Genomic DNA, 14,705 nt, shown 5'->3' with positions numbered 1-14,705 from the left:
CTAAGTTTTGTGTAATATTTATGGCAACTCGGCTAATATCCAAGTTAACACCGTTGAGTAAGTGACCGGATCTTTTTTTGTTGCTCCCGGTACAGATAATGTGAGTGCACTATTTTCATGCATTTGTTTGTTCTCATATGCTGCATCTAGCATGGGTTTATCAGTTTTATCCTTCTTTTTGGATAATGTAGTTGACATTCCTGCTGGATTGTCACTTGATGCTCCGAAAGAAATTGACCAAGTTCCAGCCCCCGTCCCAGATTTGGCTTCTGCTAGATTATATGTTGCACCAATGTTATCCAAACGTATAACTTCTTTAGATACGTTTGGTGCCATTGTTTGTTCCATTGTAGAATTGACCCAAGATTTGTCTAGCGATAAATAGGCACCATCTAATTGGCTATTCGCTGTCTGAGTATTTTGAAATTGGTTTTCCTGTCTCAACTGTAAGGTCCATCCTAAAGCAGCTCCACGATAATCAGAAATTTGTACAAAGTTTCCACGAGCAGCTGTATCATCATGAAACAGTTGTGCATTCACTGGATAAACAGTGTCTTTGTCTGATATTTTGTTGGCACTTGTAAAGTTTAATTGCGGGACAAAGTCAATCCTAAGGTTGCCAGAAGTGCTGGGGCTATCTCCAGGATCAACAAGTTGATCTGGTTTTTCAGGATCACGAATCCCTACCTCATCGTAATCACCTGTAAAAGTAATATGACCGTTGCTTTTGCTTTGAGCGTAAGTTTGTTTAGGACTAGGAAGAATGGCCATTGTACCTAGTAGAACTAGTAGCAAAGAGGCTGTGATCGTACGTTTCATTCTTCCACCTCCTTCTTTTTGCGTTTAAACAACAGTAGTAAACAAACGATCACTACAAGTGCGACACCGCTGATAGACAGACTTTTTTTTACAAGTTCTCCCGTTGAAGGAAAACGACCTTTCGGCTTAGTTGTTGCAATAGTTGACTCACTAACGTTTGTCGTTGAACTTGATGTTGGCGGCTCCGTAGTGGACTCACCTTCATAAAATCCAATTTCACCATTCGTCTGAACGGCTCCACCGCCTGCTGCTCCTTCTTGGGCTATAACTGCTTGAAATGGGGTTAGCAATAGTCCAAACCAAACAATGGAAGATACAAGCAAATAAGTTACTCTTTTTGTTTTCATTCTATCCCTCCATTGTTATCGTACAGCACTTAAAGTAAATTCAATTGTTGCCGTGTATTCACCAAGTTTTCTGTATTGGGTTGGGGCAAGTTCCATCTTAAAGCCATTCCCTTTTTTCTGCCATTCTTCTTCGCTTACGTCATAACTACCTCGTCCAGCTGATAAATCTGCTGAATCTGCTATAACATTTGGCTCATCTAATCGTAAAACAGATTCTGTCGAACCTTTTTTATAGACAATTGCTTCGGGTAGTTTATAAGAAGGATCATCTGCCGATTCCATCACTTTGGTCACTTTGGCAGTCAGTTCCCAGTCCGTTATGCTTGCTCGACTATCACTAACGACAAGGGCCTGATCATAGACTGGTTTCTCAGCTGAAAATTGACCATAACTACCAGTTTTTTTCAATCCAAAATCAATAGTGGTTGGCGCAGAAGATAGTGATAAGACACCAAATACTTTGCCGCCTGCTAATCCAACTTTTTCGGATTTAGCTGTTATTTGTTCGAACGTTGCATTTGGCTCATTCGGCCCTGCAACAAAAGGTGCTTCTCTTGGTGAATCACCTGTTACCGTTCCTTCATTGAATATTTCTTTATCGACAGCTGAGTCGCCTACCGTTACTTTAAAGGTAACCTTTACTGATTCTTGTGTTTTCAAATCACCAGCATTGAAGGATAGCACGCCATTTTCATAAGAATATTGAGAAGGTTGAGCTAAAACACCAGCAATCGTCACTTCCGCTTTCGTTGCATCAAAAACTAATTCAGCAGGTAAAACATCTGAAATGATAATATTTTTCCAATTCGTTGTATACGTTGCTTCTTTTGAGTTCATTGCTGTCAGTGTATATAAGACAGTATCACCAACTTGAGTATTATCCACTTTCACACCATTTCGGTATGTAGCGGCTTCTTTTTTCAATGTTGCTGTGGGGATCACATCTGCAACAACATATTTTGCAACACCCTTAAAGATTGCATCGTGATATGCTAAATCATTATAGGGATTGATATTTCCAGCAGCAACATTTGTCACTGGCGGCTTGATCAGTCCTATTTGATCATAAACTTTTTCGCTATTTGGATCTGTTGAATCGCTTGGAATCAATTGTGCAGCTGTATGTTGTCCTGCATGATCTTCCAAATAAACACTTAATTCTTTTGTTTTTTCTACATATTTTGGCAAATTGAATGACCAAGCCCCATCGGCACCGACGGTTGTACTTCCAAGTAATGTGCCTGTTTCCTTATCACCAGAATCATAGTAAACTCGAACGGAAGCGCCAACTTCTGCTCCTGTTCCTGAAAGAACTTTTGTTGCATTATCCAGTTTGTTATCTGTTAATTTTGTCGGTAGCGGTGGCGTTACATCTAGAACAGTTCGATCAGGTGCAATCAAATCATTTGCTTCACTGATATGTGCCTTTCCCGATGTTTTATCTCCTCGCCATGCTTCAAGAACTTTTAACTTTTGTCCTTTTTCTAGTAAATTGCCTTTAGGCTGTGTGTCTAATTTAACTAAACCGCCGCGAGCATCATCGCCATAAACAGAAGCTTTACTTGATCCAACAACATCTTCCACGATTGTTCCTGTAGTTTTGTACAACAATGTATCATTCACATCATACACACCGACAATTACGGAGACCTCTCCAGTAAATGCATTACGGTTATTATCATGTTTTCCTTCTGGAATACCCACATGTCCCCAAATATATTTATCTGCATCTGTCGGCACGCGCAATTCATCCACAATTGCATTTTGATTATTCCCATTCAAACGAGTATATTTCGGCATCCCGCCGTCTTGATTAAATCCTGCAATCACTTCTGAATCTGTTCCAGTACCAATTGTTCCAAAGTTAGCTCCAGCTAATGCAACATTAGCAAGTACAAATGAACGCATTGGATTTCCAGTCGCATCATTTACACCAGCTACCCAAACAGAAAGATCAGAATTCAAGCTTTTAAAAGTCGAGCCTGCGCTTGTGTCAAAAACTAAACCTCCACCTGGTCTTGTATTCACAAAGTCAAAATATTTCAATGACTCAAAATTCGCAGTTAAAACACCGGCATTAAAAATACCAGAAGTAGCAGTGCTTGTTTGTCCACGAGCAACAAAATACGTTCCTGAACTTGCTGTCATGGTCATATCGAGCCCTTTAGCATCGATTGCAGCACCATTTGCTGCTTGAATATCAACAGATGAATCTTCATCTTTTACTACAAATGAATCTGGGTTTGCACCACTATTCGTATACAAAATACCTTGATTTCCAGCGTTTCCACCAGGATCAATTGGCGTACCAGAGCCTTTATTTACTAGAGTAAAATCAGATCCTCCTGATACATTGATAGAATTTCCGCCTCCATACATACGAATCCCTGGAGCAGAACCGCTGTCTTTCGTCATTTTGATTTCTGACTGTCCTTCAATGTTAAATTGTGTGTTGCCTACAGCTCTAAAACGAACCATTGCAGCTCGAGCATAATTGTTGTCTCCAGTTTGATGTATATTTAGTAATGATTTGTTCTTAACATTAAAGGTTCCACCTAAGCTTTGCATATTTATGCCAGAGGTATTTTCTGTATAAATATCTAGAAGTGCCTCATTGATTACATTAACGTTTGAAGCATTTGCATCAATATTGATCAAACCAGTGTAATCAACATTTTGTTTTCCATTTCCTCTGATTTTCAATTCAGTCCCTGCACCTTCAACCGTCATATCTAATTGTCTAGTTGATTGGATCGGTTGACCATGGTTTCCAGTACCAGTCCCTTTCATACTAGAAAGTAATACTTTGGATTGTTTATCTACAATAAAAGTCGCTCCTGCATTAGACGCCGCGGTGATTTGATAGAAACGTTCAGAATTACTGTCAACTTTCGATTGGTTTGTAATGGAAAAATTCTTGGCTGCTACAGCACCAGTGCTAGAAGTTGAATCAAAGTATAGATCAACATTATCAAAAATCACGGTTGCTCCATTCATATTGGCAAGCACAGAGGCATTTCCTGCTGATGAGCTGATTTTATTTGTTAAAACAAGCGTCCCACTTCCAGAAGCTAAATAGTTTGTCCCAGTATATTCAAGATCTGAAATTGTTATTTTTCCAGTCGCTCCGATATTAAAATAGCGGGCACCAAAACCAATCACATGATTATTGCCATTAATGACTAGTTCTCTGTTGACTGCAGGCAATGCTGCTCCAGAGGTAAAATCTGCAGTAATATTTATGCGATCGATCGTTGTATCACTTAAAGCTGTAATTAAGGCTGCCCATGTTGGCACATCTGCCTCTTTTGTAGGTGTTGGTAATGCCGAAAAGGGAACAACATGATTTTTGACACTTGCATTTTGCGCGTTTAAATCAACAGGCTCTTCTGCATTTGCTAATTGATTACTTGCAGCGCTCGTTTCATTTGTTTGACTACTAGAGTCTGTGTCATTTGCTTTTATTACAGAAGTACTCCGAATAGAACCAAATAGAACAAGCCCAACCAAGATACTCATGAGGCTGATTAATAGAATTTTTTTATTCACTTTCAACATTTTCTCCTCCTTTCCTCAAAAATGAGTGTGTCCTAAATTCCGACACGTTTATTTCAATTCTTTCCACGCTTATCTCATTTGTCTAATTGATAAATGAACAAGCTTTGAAAGAAGAGAAAACAAGTTCATAATATTTTTACGGTTTATGCTGCGATCAATTCATCAACATATACCCTTTTGAGCGAATTGTTTTAATGTATCCATTCGCATGATCTTCATTTTCGATTTTCCTACGTAGATGATAAATGATGTTCGCCACTCGGTATTGTTTGTCTTCATCTCCACCATCCCAAACATTTTTATAAATCTCCTCATAGGTCAGAGCCTGCCCAACATGATTACTTAATAGTTCAATCGTTCGAAATTCAAGTTTCGTCAAATTTACTTCTTGGCTGCCGTTTAATAACACGCTAAAATTAGAGTGAACAAGTTCGATCTTCTTAGGTACATCGGATTCTTGAAGCGGAGTCTCTTCATAAACTTTAAGTCCTCTTTGTTTTTTTTCAGAGTAACGCTTCAAATGACCTTTAATTAATAAAACAAGCTCTTCTGAATCAATCGAAGTATCGATAATTGCATCTGCTCCCAATTTCAGGTAGACGATTCTTGTAGATTTATCTGTATTTTGAGATAAAACCCATACTAAAGCAGAAGTTTGTTCACGAATCTTTATTATAGATTCACAAATTAGACTCATTTGATTGTCTGATTCCTCTTCTTCAATGATAAGTGCATCTAACTCGCAAGTTTGCCTTTCCCATTTGTGTTTTTCTTTCAAGTAGTGAACATTGTATTCTGACTCTTTCAACGCCTTTATGTATGTAGTGTTCTCTATTTCGGGATTAGACGAAACAACGCCAATATTGTACATGTCCTTTCTCTCCTTCATATTCTATGTTTTATTCATTTTTCCTGATCACAACCAATATATTTGCAGTATTATAAAATAGTTTTTATACTATTTAAAATGGATATTTTATGCTCGTAAATATTTCTTGTTTTTCGATAAAACAAGAAAAAGTGATTTTTATGCTTTAATATCACTATTTAAATCTTTATTCTGACGGCTAATTTGACGGCGGATAAAAATAAAAAAAAGAAACGATCTCAAAAAAATGAAATTCAGCATATGAGAAAAACATTTTAAAAAAACAATATTATGTAACATCTGTTATGAAATAAAAAAAGGGCATCTTATATCTAGGTAGATTTTTAAAAAATGAAAAAGGTCATAGAGACCCTAACTTAGCGATTGCTGCTCTTTGTTCTTCTAAGAATGAGTTTGTATAGGTATCTAGCGTTAGCTTTATTGATGAATGTCCTAATAATGAACTAATTGCAGCGATATTGACGCCTAATTCTACACAACGAGTAGCAAAAGTATGGCGGAGCGCATGAAAAGACACATCATCTAACCCAATTATTTTCTTGATCTTTTCAAAACGATAACTTACCGTCCTAGGTTCAATCGGCTGACCTTGATTCGTCACAACATAATCCGAAACTGTTTGATTTTTCAATTGTTTCAAGGCATTTTTCACCTTTTCAGAAAGTGGTATAATTCGATTTGCATTGGTCGTTTTAGGTTTTGTTTCAATAATTTTCGTCTTTTGACCTGAAATAGTTGGGAGAGCAATTCGTTGTTTTGTTCGCTGAACTTTTAGTACTGAGGATTCAAAATCAATATCTTCCCACTTCAAAGCACAACTTTCGCCAACACGCATTCCTGTTTCTAAGGCTAATAGGATGGGTAATCCTTTGATCGACTTCATAGACTCAACTTCTACCGCCTTTTGTTGCACACGATTTAATGCACGAACTTTGGGTTTATCAATTTTAGGCAAGATGATCCGTTCACAGGGATTTAAGTAAATGTATCCTCGCTCTTTCGCCGCTTCTAGACAGCTTTTTACAATACGAAATACAATATGAATCGAACTTGCAGCTAATGATTCGGTTAACTTTTTAACTAGCTTATCCATATCAGCTGCTGTGATTTTTTTTAAGGTGTAGTGTTCTAAGCTAGGTAAGACATATAATTGAAGCTTGTTAGTGTAACTAGCATACGTACTTTCTTTTATTGTTGGTGCCATAATCTCCGTTAACCAAAGATTGGCCCACTCCCCAAATGTTCCATAAAATTCTTTATTTGCCCCAGTGTAACTGCTTGTTTTCTGTACTTTTTTATCAAATAATTGTTCTTTTACTGAACGATAAGAACGAGCATAAATATAGCCATAGTGAATCGTTCCATCTATTTTTCTTGCTTTAGGGTATCTCCCCTCCCATCGTCCATCTTTTCGTTTATAAATATTCTCTCCTTTGGCCAAAAAAATCAAATCCTTCCTATATTATTGACGGCGAATCTGACGGCGGTAAAAAATAACCGATTATTCGCTCAATTCTTTATTCTGCCCCATAAAAGTAAACTATTTCTTTAGAATTCTCATTTTTTTCATTTTTTCTACAAAAAATTGAAAGTTTATATCGTTTTTTTATCCATTTGACTATTGATTTATCATTTACAAACCAATAGAATAGATTTAGATAGAGAAAAAAATTGGAATTTATAACAAACACTTCTTGTTTTATCGAAAAACAAGAAGTGTTTTTTTGTGATAATACTACATTTATACCTTTTTCATTTTCCTTTTTTTATCAACTTTTTTATACGAAATGATTCAAAAAAAAATAATAATTATCTTTTTCCGTTTCAAAAAAATATTTTAACTGACTGACTATGTTAAACGCAATTTTTTCCTTAATTTTAACAACTAAAAAAAACCTTGCATTATTTGAGATAAAAACGAACAATACTAAGGTTTGATTATTATTTAATTCACTCATCTAAGCGATCTTTAATACGTTTTGCTCAATTTAACTATTTCTTGCTGGTGTATTTCCTGTAATTCAGCAGGTGCAATCACTTTAACACCATTACCAAACATCAGTAAAAATGGCAGAATTGTTTTTTGCTGGTTAGCATAGATCCTCACATCAACGTGACTATCTGTCACTTCTATTTCATTTTCAGTATAGTAATCATAAAGCTTTCCTAAATCTTTTTTTCTAAAACGTAAATGAATCAGCTCTTCGTTCACTTCAAGGCGTCTTTTATTCGGAGGCGTGATGCTTGTAAACGTGGCTTCTTGTATCCTTAAGCACCGGATTCTAGTCACTTTAAAATATCTAAACGCTTCGCGCTCCTCACAATACGAGTAGATATACCAGCTTCCATTCAACAACATCAGTTCATAAGGATGAATCACCCTTTCTGTCCACTCACCTTTATTATCTATATAATCAATCACTAGCTTTTTATTTTGCTGCAAGGCACGATTGATGGTATTGATTTTTTCTTTCGTTTGGACCTCAATTTCCGGACGATGCATCGTTGGTGAATCAAATGAAAAATGCGACCTCCAGTGATTGCCCTGATTCGAATCAGCTTGTAACAGCGTAATTTTTTCTTTGATCATATTCTGTTGATCAAAAGTGCCAAACAAGCCTTCTTTGACTTCTAACGCATTAAGAATATCCTGCTTTTCTGTTGTACTATAAGTATATGTTCGTAGTTTAAATGAGTTCATTAAAGCAAAACCACCATTACGACCTGGATGGGAAATAATCGGAAATCCTGCTAATTCAATGGTTTCAATATCTCTAAAAATCGTTCTTTTAGTTACCTTAAAGCGGTCTGCTAATTGAGCAGTCGAAATGAGGTCGTGATCTAAAAGTAAGACGATTATTGCGAGTATTCGTTCAATTTTTTTCATATGATTTTCTCCTGTAAATTTTTATCTACTGCTTAGCTATTAAAAAAGGGACAAAGCTAGCGTTAATTCCCCTAGATTTATCCCAATAATTATTATTTTGCTTTAGTTGGATCGCTTATTCTCGATATCTGATCGCTAACCCTTTTAGAAAGTTTCTTGCGTAACGGTCACCACATTCTTTATAATTCCGATGACCTTCTTTTCTAAGAATGGCACTTAATTCACTATCAGAAGCATAGACGCCCGCAAGTCTTAATACATCCAGCATGTCGTCACTTGTTAAAGTTAGGGCAATTTTGACTTTCTTCAACAATACATTGTTAACATTGCTTTGACTATTGATTAGGAAAGTTGGTTTAGGTGCTACCCCATTTTTAACAGGCGGTTTGCCTCTTTTGAAGGTAATCAAGCCATTTAGAAATGACTCTAATGTTCGATTACTACACACAGCATCTCGGGGAAGTTCCTCTTCTTCATTTTGTTTCGTTAATAATGTTCTCAGTTCATCCCTAGTGATGTCAAGATCACCTAGTTTGAAAATCTTGATCATATCCGTGTCTTTAATATCCAATGCATAGCGCAAGCGAATGAGTATATCGTTATTATTCATTTTTCTCCTCCAGAACCTATATCATCATTTCTTTAGTATAAAGCTTTCTTTGAAAGAATGCATCTATTTATTTTTTATTTGAGTGGTCATTTTCACTTATTATAGATAGTTTAGATTGATCCATAATCGATCACCTCATTTAATTAGAGACAAAAAACAGCTTGAAAATTGACTTTTCAAGCTGTTCCTTTTGTCTCTAATTACTTAACTGACACATTTTTATAGTAAGGTGCGCCAATGGCACGATACACTAATCCTTCTACACGATCATTCACTAAGAATGCCTCTGATGCTTGGTATAATGGTGTAACTGGTGAATTATCCATCAATACTTTTTGTGCATCTAATAATGTATCCCAACGTTTTTCATTTTCAGTGGCATAGGTTGTTGCTGATTCTTTTAATAATTTATCAAACTCTTCGTTGCTGAATTTACCATAGTTTTGTTCTCCGCCTGTTCTAAACAATTGTAAGAAGTCATATGGATCAGCATATGTTGCTGCCCAACCGGCTAAAACAACATCGAAATCCCCTTTGCTCATTTGATCTAAACGGTTTTTAAATGGTACACTTGAAATCGTTACTTTTAGACCACTTAGGTTTTCTGTCAATAAGCCTTGAACGTATTCAGATAATTTTTTCGCTGAATCTGTATCTGATGTCAATAGTGTAATCGCAGCTGAGTCAACGCCTAATTCTTTCTTAGCCTCTTCCCAAAGTTTTTTGCCGCCTTCGATATCTGTCTTCATTAAAGCGCCTGCTTCTTCAGCAAAATCTTTCCCGGTTTCTTGGTTGTTAATTCCTTTAGGCACAAATGCTTCAATAGCCATTGAACCATCTTTTAGAATATTTTTAGCGATTTGATCTGAGTTGATTAATTTAGTGATGGCATTTCGCGCATTTTTATTCGCGAATACTTTGTTTTCAGTATTGTATTGTAAGTAGGATGTTGATGGATAAATACGCGTAACCAATTCTGGGTTTTCTTTTTCTTGGTCGACATATTCCCCTTTGATTGGCGCAACATCTGTTTCACCTGCTTTAAACAAGTTAACATTCGTACCAATTTCTTTACTTACTTGAACATTGACTTCGTCTAATTTAACGTTGTCGGCATCTCTATACTTGTCATTTTTTACATAATTCCAAGTAATGCTTGTGCCATCCCAATCAGCAAGTGTAAATGCACCATTATAGATCATGTTGTCGCTATTTGTCCCATAATCTTTGCCTTTTTCTTCGACAAATTTTTCATTCAATGGATAAAATGTTGGTTTTGCTAAAAGAGAAGATAAATATGGAATCGGGTATTCTAAATTGATTTCTAATGTATAATCATCAACTGCTTTAACGCCTAGATCAGCAGCTGGTTTTTCGCCTTTAGAGATTGCTTGATAGTTTTCAAAGCCATCAAATAAATAGGCATATTCTGAACCAGTTTTTGGATCGACCGTCCGTTTCCATGAATAAACAAAGTCATTCGCTGTTACTGGATCGCCATTACTCCATTTTGCGTCCTCACGTAATTTGAATGTATAAGTTTTTCCATCATTGGTTGGAGACACAACTTCTGTAGCGATTGCGGGTGCCGAAGTACTGTCATCTGCAAATTCATACAACCCTTCCATCACTTGACTGATTGCAGAAAAACTAACAACGTCTGTCGCTTGTGAAATATCCATCGTAGGCAATTCAGCACTTTCAATTACTTTTAATACTTGTTTTGTCTCTCCAGTCGACTCTTCTTTCTTACTCCCTGAATTACATGCAGCAAGTGCGAAAACTAATGCACCTGCAGCAACCGTTGTGAATGCCCATTTTTTCATGTTCATTTTACGATTCCCCCTAATTTCTTTTCTATTATTAAAAGCTGTCGATCATGTCTGCTGTTAATTCATTCACGATAGCGACTGCTAATTGCTGTGCTGTTTGATAATCTTCATAAGCCACATAGCCATAATGGGTATGTGCATAACGGACAGGAACACCAATTACGATAGCTGGTACTCCTTTATTGGTTAAATTAATGATTGCACCATTTGTTCCGCCGCCTTTTCTAACGGAGCTTTGCATTGGCAAATCGTACTTGTCAGCTACCTCTTTGGCAAAACGCTGAAAGCGTGGATTTGTAATCATCGAGACATCAAAATTTCTGAGCATTGGACCACGTTTTAACCCAGATTGAATCATGTATTCTTCTGAAAATGTGTCATCTGCTGGACAGCCTTCAAAAACGATGGCCAGATCTGGTTTCACATTATTCATTGCAACAGTTGCGCCTCGCTCACCGACCTCTTCTTGAGCGGTCATGGTTCCAATCAAATTGAATGCGGATTCTTTTTTAGAGAGCTCGCTTAGGGTTTCTAGTAAACAAGCACAACCAATTCGGCAGTCAAACGCTTTTCCTAACATCACATCTGTCGCTTCCAGATATTCAAACGTTACATCCGGAATGACTGGATCTCCGATTGCAATATTCAACTTATCGACAACTTCTTGAGCACTTGTACAACCCACATCGATCACCATGTCATCAATTGTTTGAACTTCTTTTCGTTCAGCATCTGTCATAAAATGCGGTGGTTTGCTGGCAATAATTCCAGGAATTTCTTTGCCCTGTGCGGTCTTGATTCGTACGCGATGAGCAGGCACAGTATTAGGTACCCAACCACCTAAAGGTAAAAAGCGCAAGGTTCCATTTGGTTTGATTGCTTGAACGATGAAGCCAACTTCATCACTATGAGCATCGAAAACAATCGTTGGCTTATCTGCTTTTTGCTCACCAACTTTCATATAAACATTGCGAATATGGTCCTCTGTCACTTGTGCAAACGAGTCTGAAAATTCTTTGGCTATAGCGACAACATCATCTTCAAATCCCGAAACACCAGAAGCATTTGATAAGCGTTCAATTAAATGTAGTGACTCTTTCTTTATCATTTGTAGGACATCCTCCTTGAATAGTTCATTATAAAACAGTTTGAATAGATGAATATGGTAAGTCTAAATCTATCGCAACTGCCTGATTTGTCAGTGCTCCGTTTAGTGTATTTATACCTGAACGTAAAGCGGGGTTTTGTTCCGCAGCTTGTTCAAATCCGTGATTGGCTAGCTCTACTATATATTGTAAGGTCGCATTCGCTAAAGCAAACGTTGCTGTTTGAGGAACCGCGCCCGGCATGTTCGCCACAGCATAATGGATTACATCATGTTTAACATAGGTCGGATATTGATGCGTTGTTACTTCGTCGATCGTTTCAAAAATACCACCTTGATCGATTGCAATATCAATAATCACTGAATGTTCCGGCATTGAGACAACCATTTCTTCTGTGACCAAAACCGGTGCCTTACGACCAGGAATCAGGACTGCTCCGATTACAAGGTCCGCTTCTTTCACTGCTTCTTGGATATTGAAATGATTCGAAACTAGTGTCTTGATTGCGCCATTGAATTGATTATCGATTTCTTGTAATTTCTTGATATTTACATCTAAAATCGTAACGTCAGCACCAAGACCTAAAGCGATTTTCGCTGCATTACAACCAGAAATCCCACCACCGATGATTGTTACTTTGCCTTTTTTTACACCTGGCACACCACCGAGCAAGATCCCTTTTCCTGTAGGAACTTTTTCTAAAAATTGGGCACCAATCTGCGCTGCTAAACGGCCAGCTATTTCACTCATTGGCGCCAATAATGGTAATTCACCGTTAGATAATTGAACACTTTCATAAGCAAGCGTTTTCGTTTTACGCTTCATCAGCTCTTCCGCTAGTGGCTTATTCGCAGCTAAATGAAGGTAAGTGAATAAAGTCAAATCTTCTCTTAAGTATTCATACTCTTCTTTTAATGGTTCTTTTACTTTTAAAACTAATTCTTGTGCCCAAGCCTCTTTGGCCGAGCTTACAATTCTAGCACCAACTGCTTGATATTCTTCATCACGGATAGATGCACCTAAACCAGCATTGGTTTCAACAAATACTTCATGTCCGTTTCTAATCAAATCTAAAACCCCTGAAGCTGGTAATGCTACACGATTTTCGCCATTTTTTATTTCTTTTGGAATGCCAATTTTCATTGTTCAGGACCCTTTCTAACTCATTGCTTATCTTTTTATTCTATAAGCTACTTATCTAGATTATAGTTTAATGAAAGTTTATCTGCAATACATAGAAAAAAATTTTATTTCCTCTTACTTTTTTAATCTTTTCTTTATAAAAAATGTCTAAAATAAACCATGATTCGGTTTATTTTAGACATTTTTTATTAGCCAACCTCAACTTTGCCCTCTTCTTTGCTCCTTGTGTTATAAGCTCTATAGTTTTTTTAAACTACTTATTGGGCCTTAAGTACTAAGGAAAGCAATGATAAATCGGTTATTTCGCTTATTCTTTTTTTTGAAAGAAGGTCTCTCTTGTTTTTTGAATATACTCGCTAGGACTTATTGACTGATAAATAAAAAGCGAGGTAAAAAATCCACCTTGCTTTTTATTTTCTTTATAATTATCTTTTTTTATTGTATAGTAAAGACAAAGCTGAGGTTGAGATAAACATCGTTCAGGTGTGAGAGTTTGGACTACTGTCTATCTTATACCTCGTTTTTTTCGATTTTGTTATGCCAAGAAGTGGCTGTGGATTGTAACACTTTATTTAGTTGACTGATATTCTGACGTCCATCAGCATTCAGCCAGTCTTTTGCTACAGCTTCACCATTATTGATAAATGGTTCTACACCATTTGCCCAAGTTGCTCTTCCGCATAAAACACCGTTAAAAGTGGATTTTGCGTTAGCCGCAAATTGTAGCGTTTCTTGGAATAAGTTCGCGCTTACTCCAGCGCTGAGAAAAATAAAGGGTAATGCAGTTGCTTGACTTTGCTCTTTAAAGTGAGCCATTGCTGCTTCTTGTGTATAACAAGTTTTTAGCCCATAGCCTTCAACATAATTCATATTCACTGGCACTTCTACTTTTAAAACATCTACATTATAACGATCTTTTGAAAATTCCTTCATCATTTTATTGACCTTATGCGGTTTGATTTTTGCATACTCTATTGAATTTGGATCAAGCCCACCTGCGTCATAAGAAATCACTTCTAAGAAAAATGGTAACTCTTCTGCTAAACATTCTGAACCAATTCTTTCGATAAAAATGTGTTTTTCTTCGTTGATTGCCTTCTCCTCATCAACATCATAATAGAGTAAAAACTTACACGCATCTGCTCCCGCTTCTTTCAAGCGTTTTACTGACCATTCCTTTAAAATATCTGGTAACCGACCAGGCTTAGCAGTATCGTAACCTGTTTTTTCATAAGCTAATAATAGACCTGCTGTTTCCGCTCGTTCTTTTGCAGCAGGTAAGCCATATTCTGGATCTAAAAGAATAGAAGAAGCATATGGGGTCAATTCTTTTGAAACAAGTGTTTTGAACTGACTGATTTGTTCTGCGTTTGCAGTCTCTTGCTGATATTTCTCGATCATTTTCTTTAATGCACCTCGTTGATCAATTGCCAAAGCACTAATAATACCAAATTCGTTTGATACTCGTTGTAATGCTTCATATTTTTTCTGACTGATTTTCTTCATATATATCC

Annotated in this window: 11 protein-coding genes; all 11 read right to left on the bottom strand. The window is 36.8% G+C overall.

Annotated elements, in window-relative coordinates; translation table 11 throughout:
* Positions 1-18: 18 nt before the first annotated feature.
* Positions 19-819: a WxL domain-containing protein gene (locus tag IGJ55_RS01410; protein WP_430607165.1), complete on the bottom strand. Its 801-nt coding sequence runs from the start codon at positions 817-819 to the stop codon at positions 19-21.
* Positions 816-1,166 carry an LPXTG cell wall anchor domain-containing protein gene (locus IGJ55_RS01405; RefSeq protein ID WP_430607164.1) on the bottom strand — a complete coding sequence of 117 codons (351 nt, stop codon included), beginning with the start codon at positions 1,164-1,166 and terminating at the stop codon, positions 816-818. Before IGJ55_RS01405 ends, IGJ55_RS01410 begins: the two co-directional genes overlap by 4 nt.
* Positions 1,167-1,181: 15 nt before the next feature.
* On the bottom strand, positions 1,182-4,724 hold the full coding sequence (locus tag IGJ55_RS01400; RefSeq protein WP_430607162.1) for a pectate lyase-like adhesive domain-containing protein: 3,543 nt from the start codon (positions 4,722-4,724) through the stop codon (positions 1,182-1,184).
* 154 nt (positions 4,725-4,878) lie between these two features.
* On the bottom strand, positions 4,879-5,595 hold the full coding sequence (locus tag IGJ55_RS01395) for a winged helix-turn-helix transcriptional regulator (RefSeq protein ID WP_430607161.1): 717 nt from the start codon (positions 5,593-5,595) through the stop codon (positions 4,879-4,881).
* Positions 5,596-5,953: 358 nt separating this feature from the next.
* Positions 5,954-7,054, bottom strand: coding sequence for a tyrosine-type recombinase/integrase (locus IGJ55_RS01390; protein WP_430607160.1), 1,101 nt, complete (start codon positions 7,052-7,054; stop codon positions 5,954-5,956).
* A 528-nt stretch (positions 7,055-7,582) separates the two neighbouring features.
* Positions 7,583-8,500 carry a helix-turn-helix transcriptional regulator gene (locus IGJ55_RS01385; RefSeq protein ID WP_069639224.1) on the bottom strand — a complete coding sequence of 306 codons (918 nt, stop codon included), beginning with the start codon at positions 8,498-8,500 and terminating at the stop codon, positions 7,583-7,585.
* Positions 8,501-8,615: 115 nt separating this feature from the next.
* A complete protein-coding gene (locus tag IGJ55_RS01380) occupies positions 8,616-9,110 on the bottom strand; it encodes a DUF1456 family protein (RefSeq protein WP_069639223.1) in 495 nt (164 codons plus the stop codon).
* 200 nt (positions 9,111-9,310) lie between these two features.
* A complete protein-coding gene (locus tag IGJ55_RS01375) occupies positions 9,311-10,942 on the bottom strand; it encodes a peptide ABC transporter substrate-binding protein (RefSeq protein ID WP_422851584.1) in 1,632 nt (543 codons plus the stop codon).
* A gap of 31 nt (positions 10,943-10,973) precedes the next feature.
* Positions 10,974-12,050 (bottom strand): M42 family metallopeptidase, encoded by a 1,077-nt coding sequence (locus IGJ55_RS01370; protein ID WP_207120353.1) that lies wholly within the window; start codon positions 12,048-12,050, stop codon positions 10,974-10,976.
* Positions 12,051-12,078: 28 nt separating this feature from the next.
* Positions 12,079-13,191 (bottom strand): alanine dehydrogenase, encoded by a 1,113-nt coding sequence (ald, locus tag IGJ55_RS01365; protein ID WP_069639221.1) that lies wholly within the window; start codon positions 13,189-13,191, stop codon positions 12,079-12,081.
* A 510-nt stretch (positions 13,192-13,701) separates the two neighbouring features.
* Positions 13,702-14,697 carry a tagatose-bisphosphate aldolase gene (gene lacD, locus IGJ55_RS01360; RefSeq protein WP_069639220.1) on the bottom strand — a complete coding sequence of 332 codons (996 nt, stop codon included), beginning with the start codon at positions 14,695-14,697 and terminating at the stop codon, positions 13,702-13,704.
* Between the last annotated feature and the right edge of the window lie 8 nt (positions 14,698-14,705).

The sequence above is a fragment of the Enterococcus sp. AZ170 genome, assembly GCF_050545135.1.
GTDB classification, from domain to species: Bacteria; Bacillota; Bacilli; order Lactobacillales; family Enterococcaceae; genus Enterococcus_L; species Enterococcus_L ureilyticus.
The sequence above is the reverse complement of the archived record's forward strand: the minus strand, read 5'-3'. Positions and strand labels throughout refer to the sequence as shown.

Coding starts and splice junctions, on each gene's coding strand:
- IGJ55_RS01410 (WP_430607165.1), bottom strand. CDS start 819: ATGAAACGTACGATCACAGCCTCTTTGCTACTAGTTCTACTAGGTACA.
- IGJ55_RS01405 (WP_430607164.1), bottom strand. CDS start 1,166: ATGAAAACAAAAAGAGTAACTTATTTGCTTGTATCTTCCATTGTTTGG.
- IGJ55_RS01400 (WP_430607162.1), bottom strand. CDS start 4,724: ATGTTGAAAGTGAATAAAAAAATTCTATTAATCAGCCTCATGAGTATC.
- IGJ55_RS01395 (WP_430607161.1), bottom strand. CDS start 5,595: ATGTACAATATTGGCGTTGTTTCGTCTAATCCCGAAATAGAGAACACT.
- IGJ55_RS01385 (WP_069639224.1), bottom strand. CDS start 8,500: ATGAAAAAAATTGAACGAATACTCGCAATAATCGTCTTACTTTTAGAT.
- IGJ55_RS01380 (WP_069639223.1), bottom strand. CDS start 9,110: ATGAATAATAACGATATACTCATTCGCTTGCGCTATGCATTGGATATT.
- IGJ55_RS01375 (WP_422851584.1), bottom strand. CDS start 10,942: ATGAACATGAAAAAATGGGCATTCACAACGGTTGCTGCAGGTGCATTA.
- IGJ55_RS01370 (WP_207120353.1), bottom strand. CDS start 12,050: ATGATAAAGAAAGAGTCACTACATTTAATTGAACGCTTATCAAATGCT.
- ald (WP_069639221.1), bottom strand. CDS start 13,191: ATGAAAATTGGCATTCCAAAAGAAATAAAAAATGGCGAAAATCGTGTA.
- lacD (WP_069639220.1), bottom strand. CDS start 14,697: ATGAAGAAAATCAGTCAGAAAAAATATGAAGCATTACAACGAGTATCA.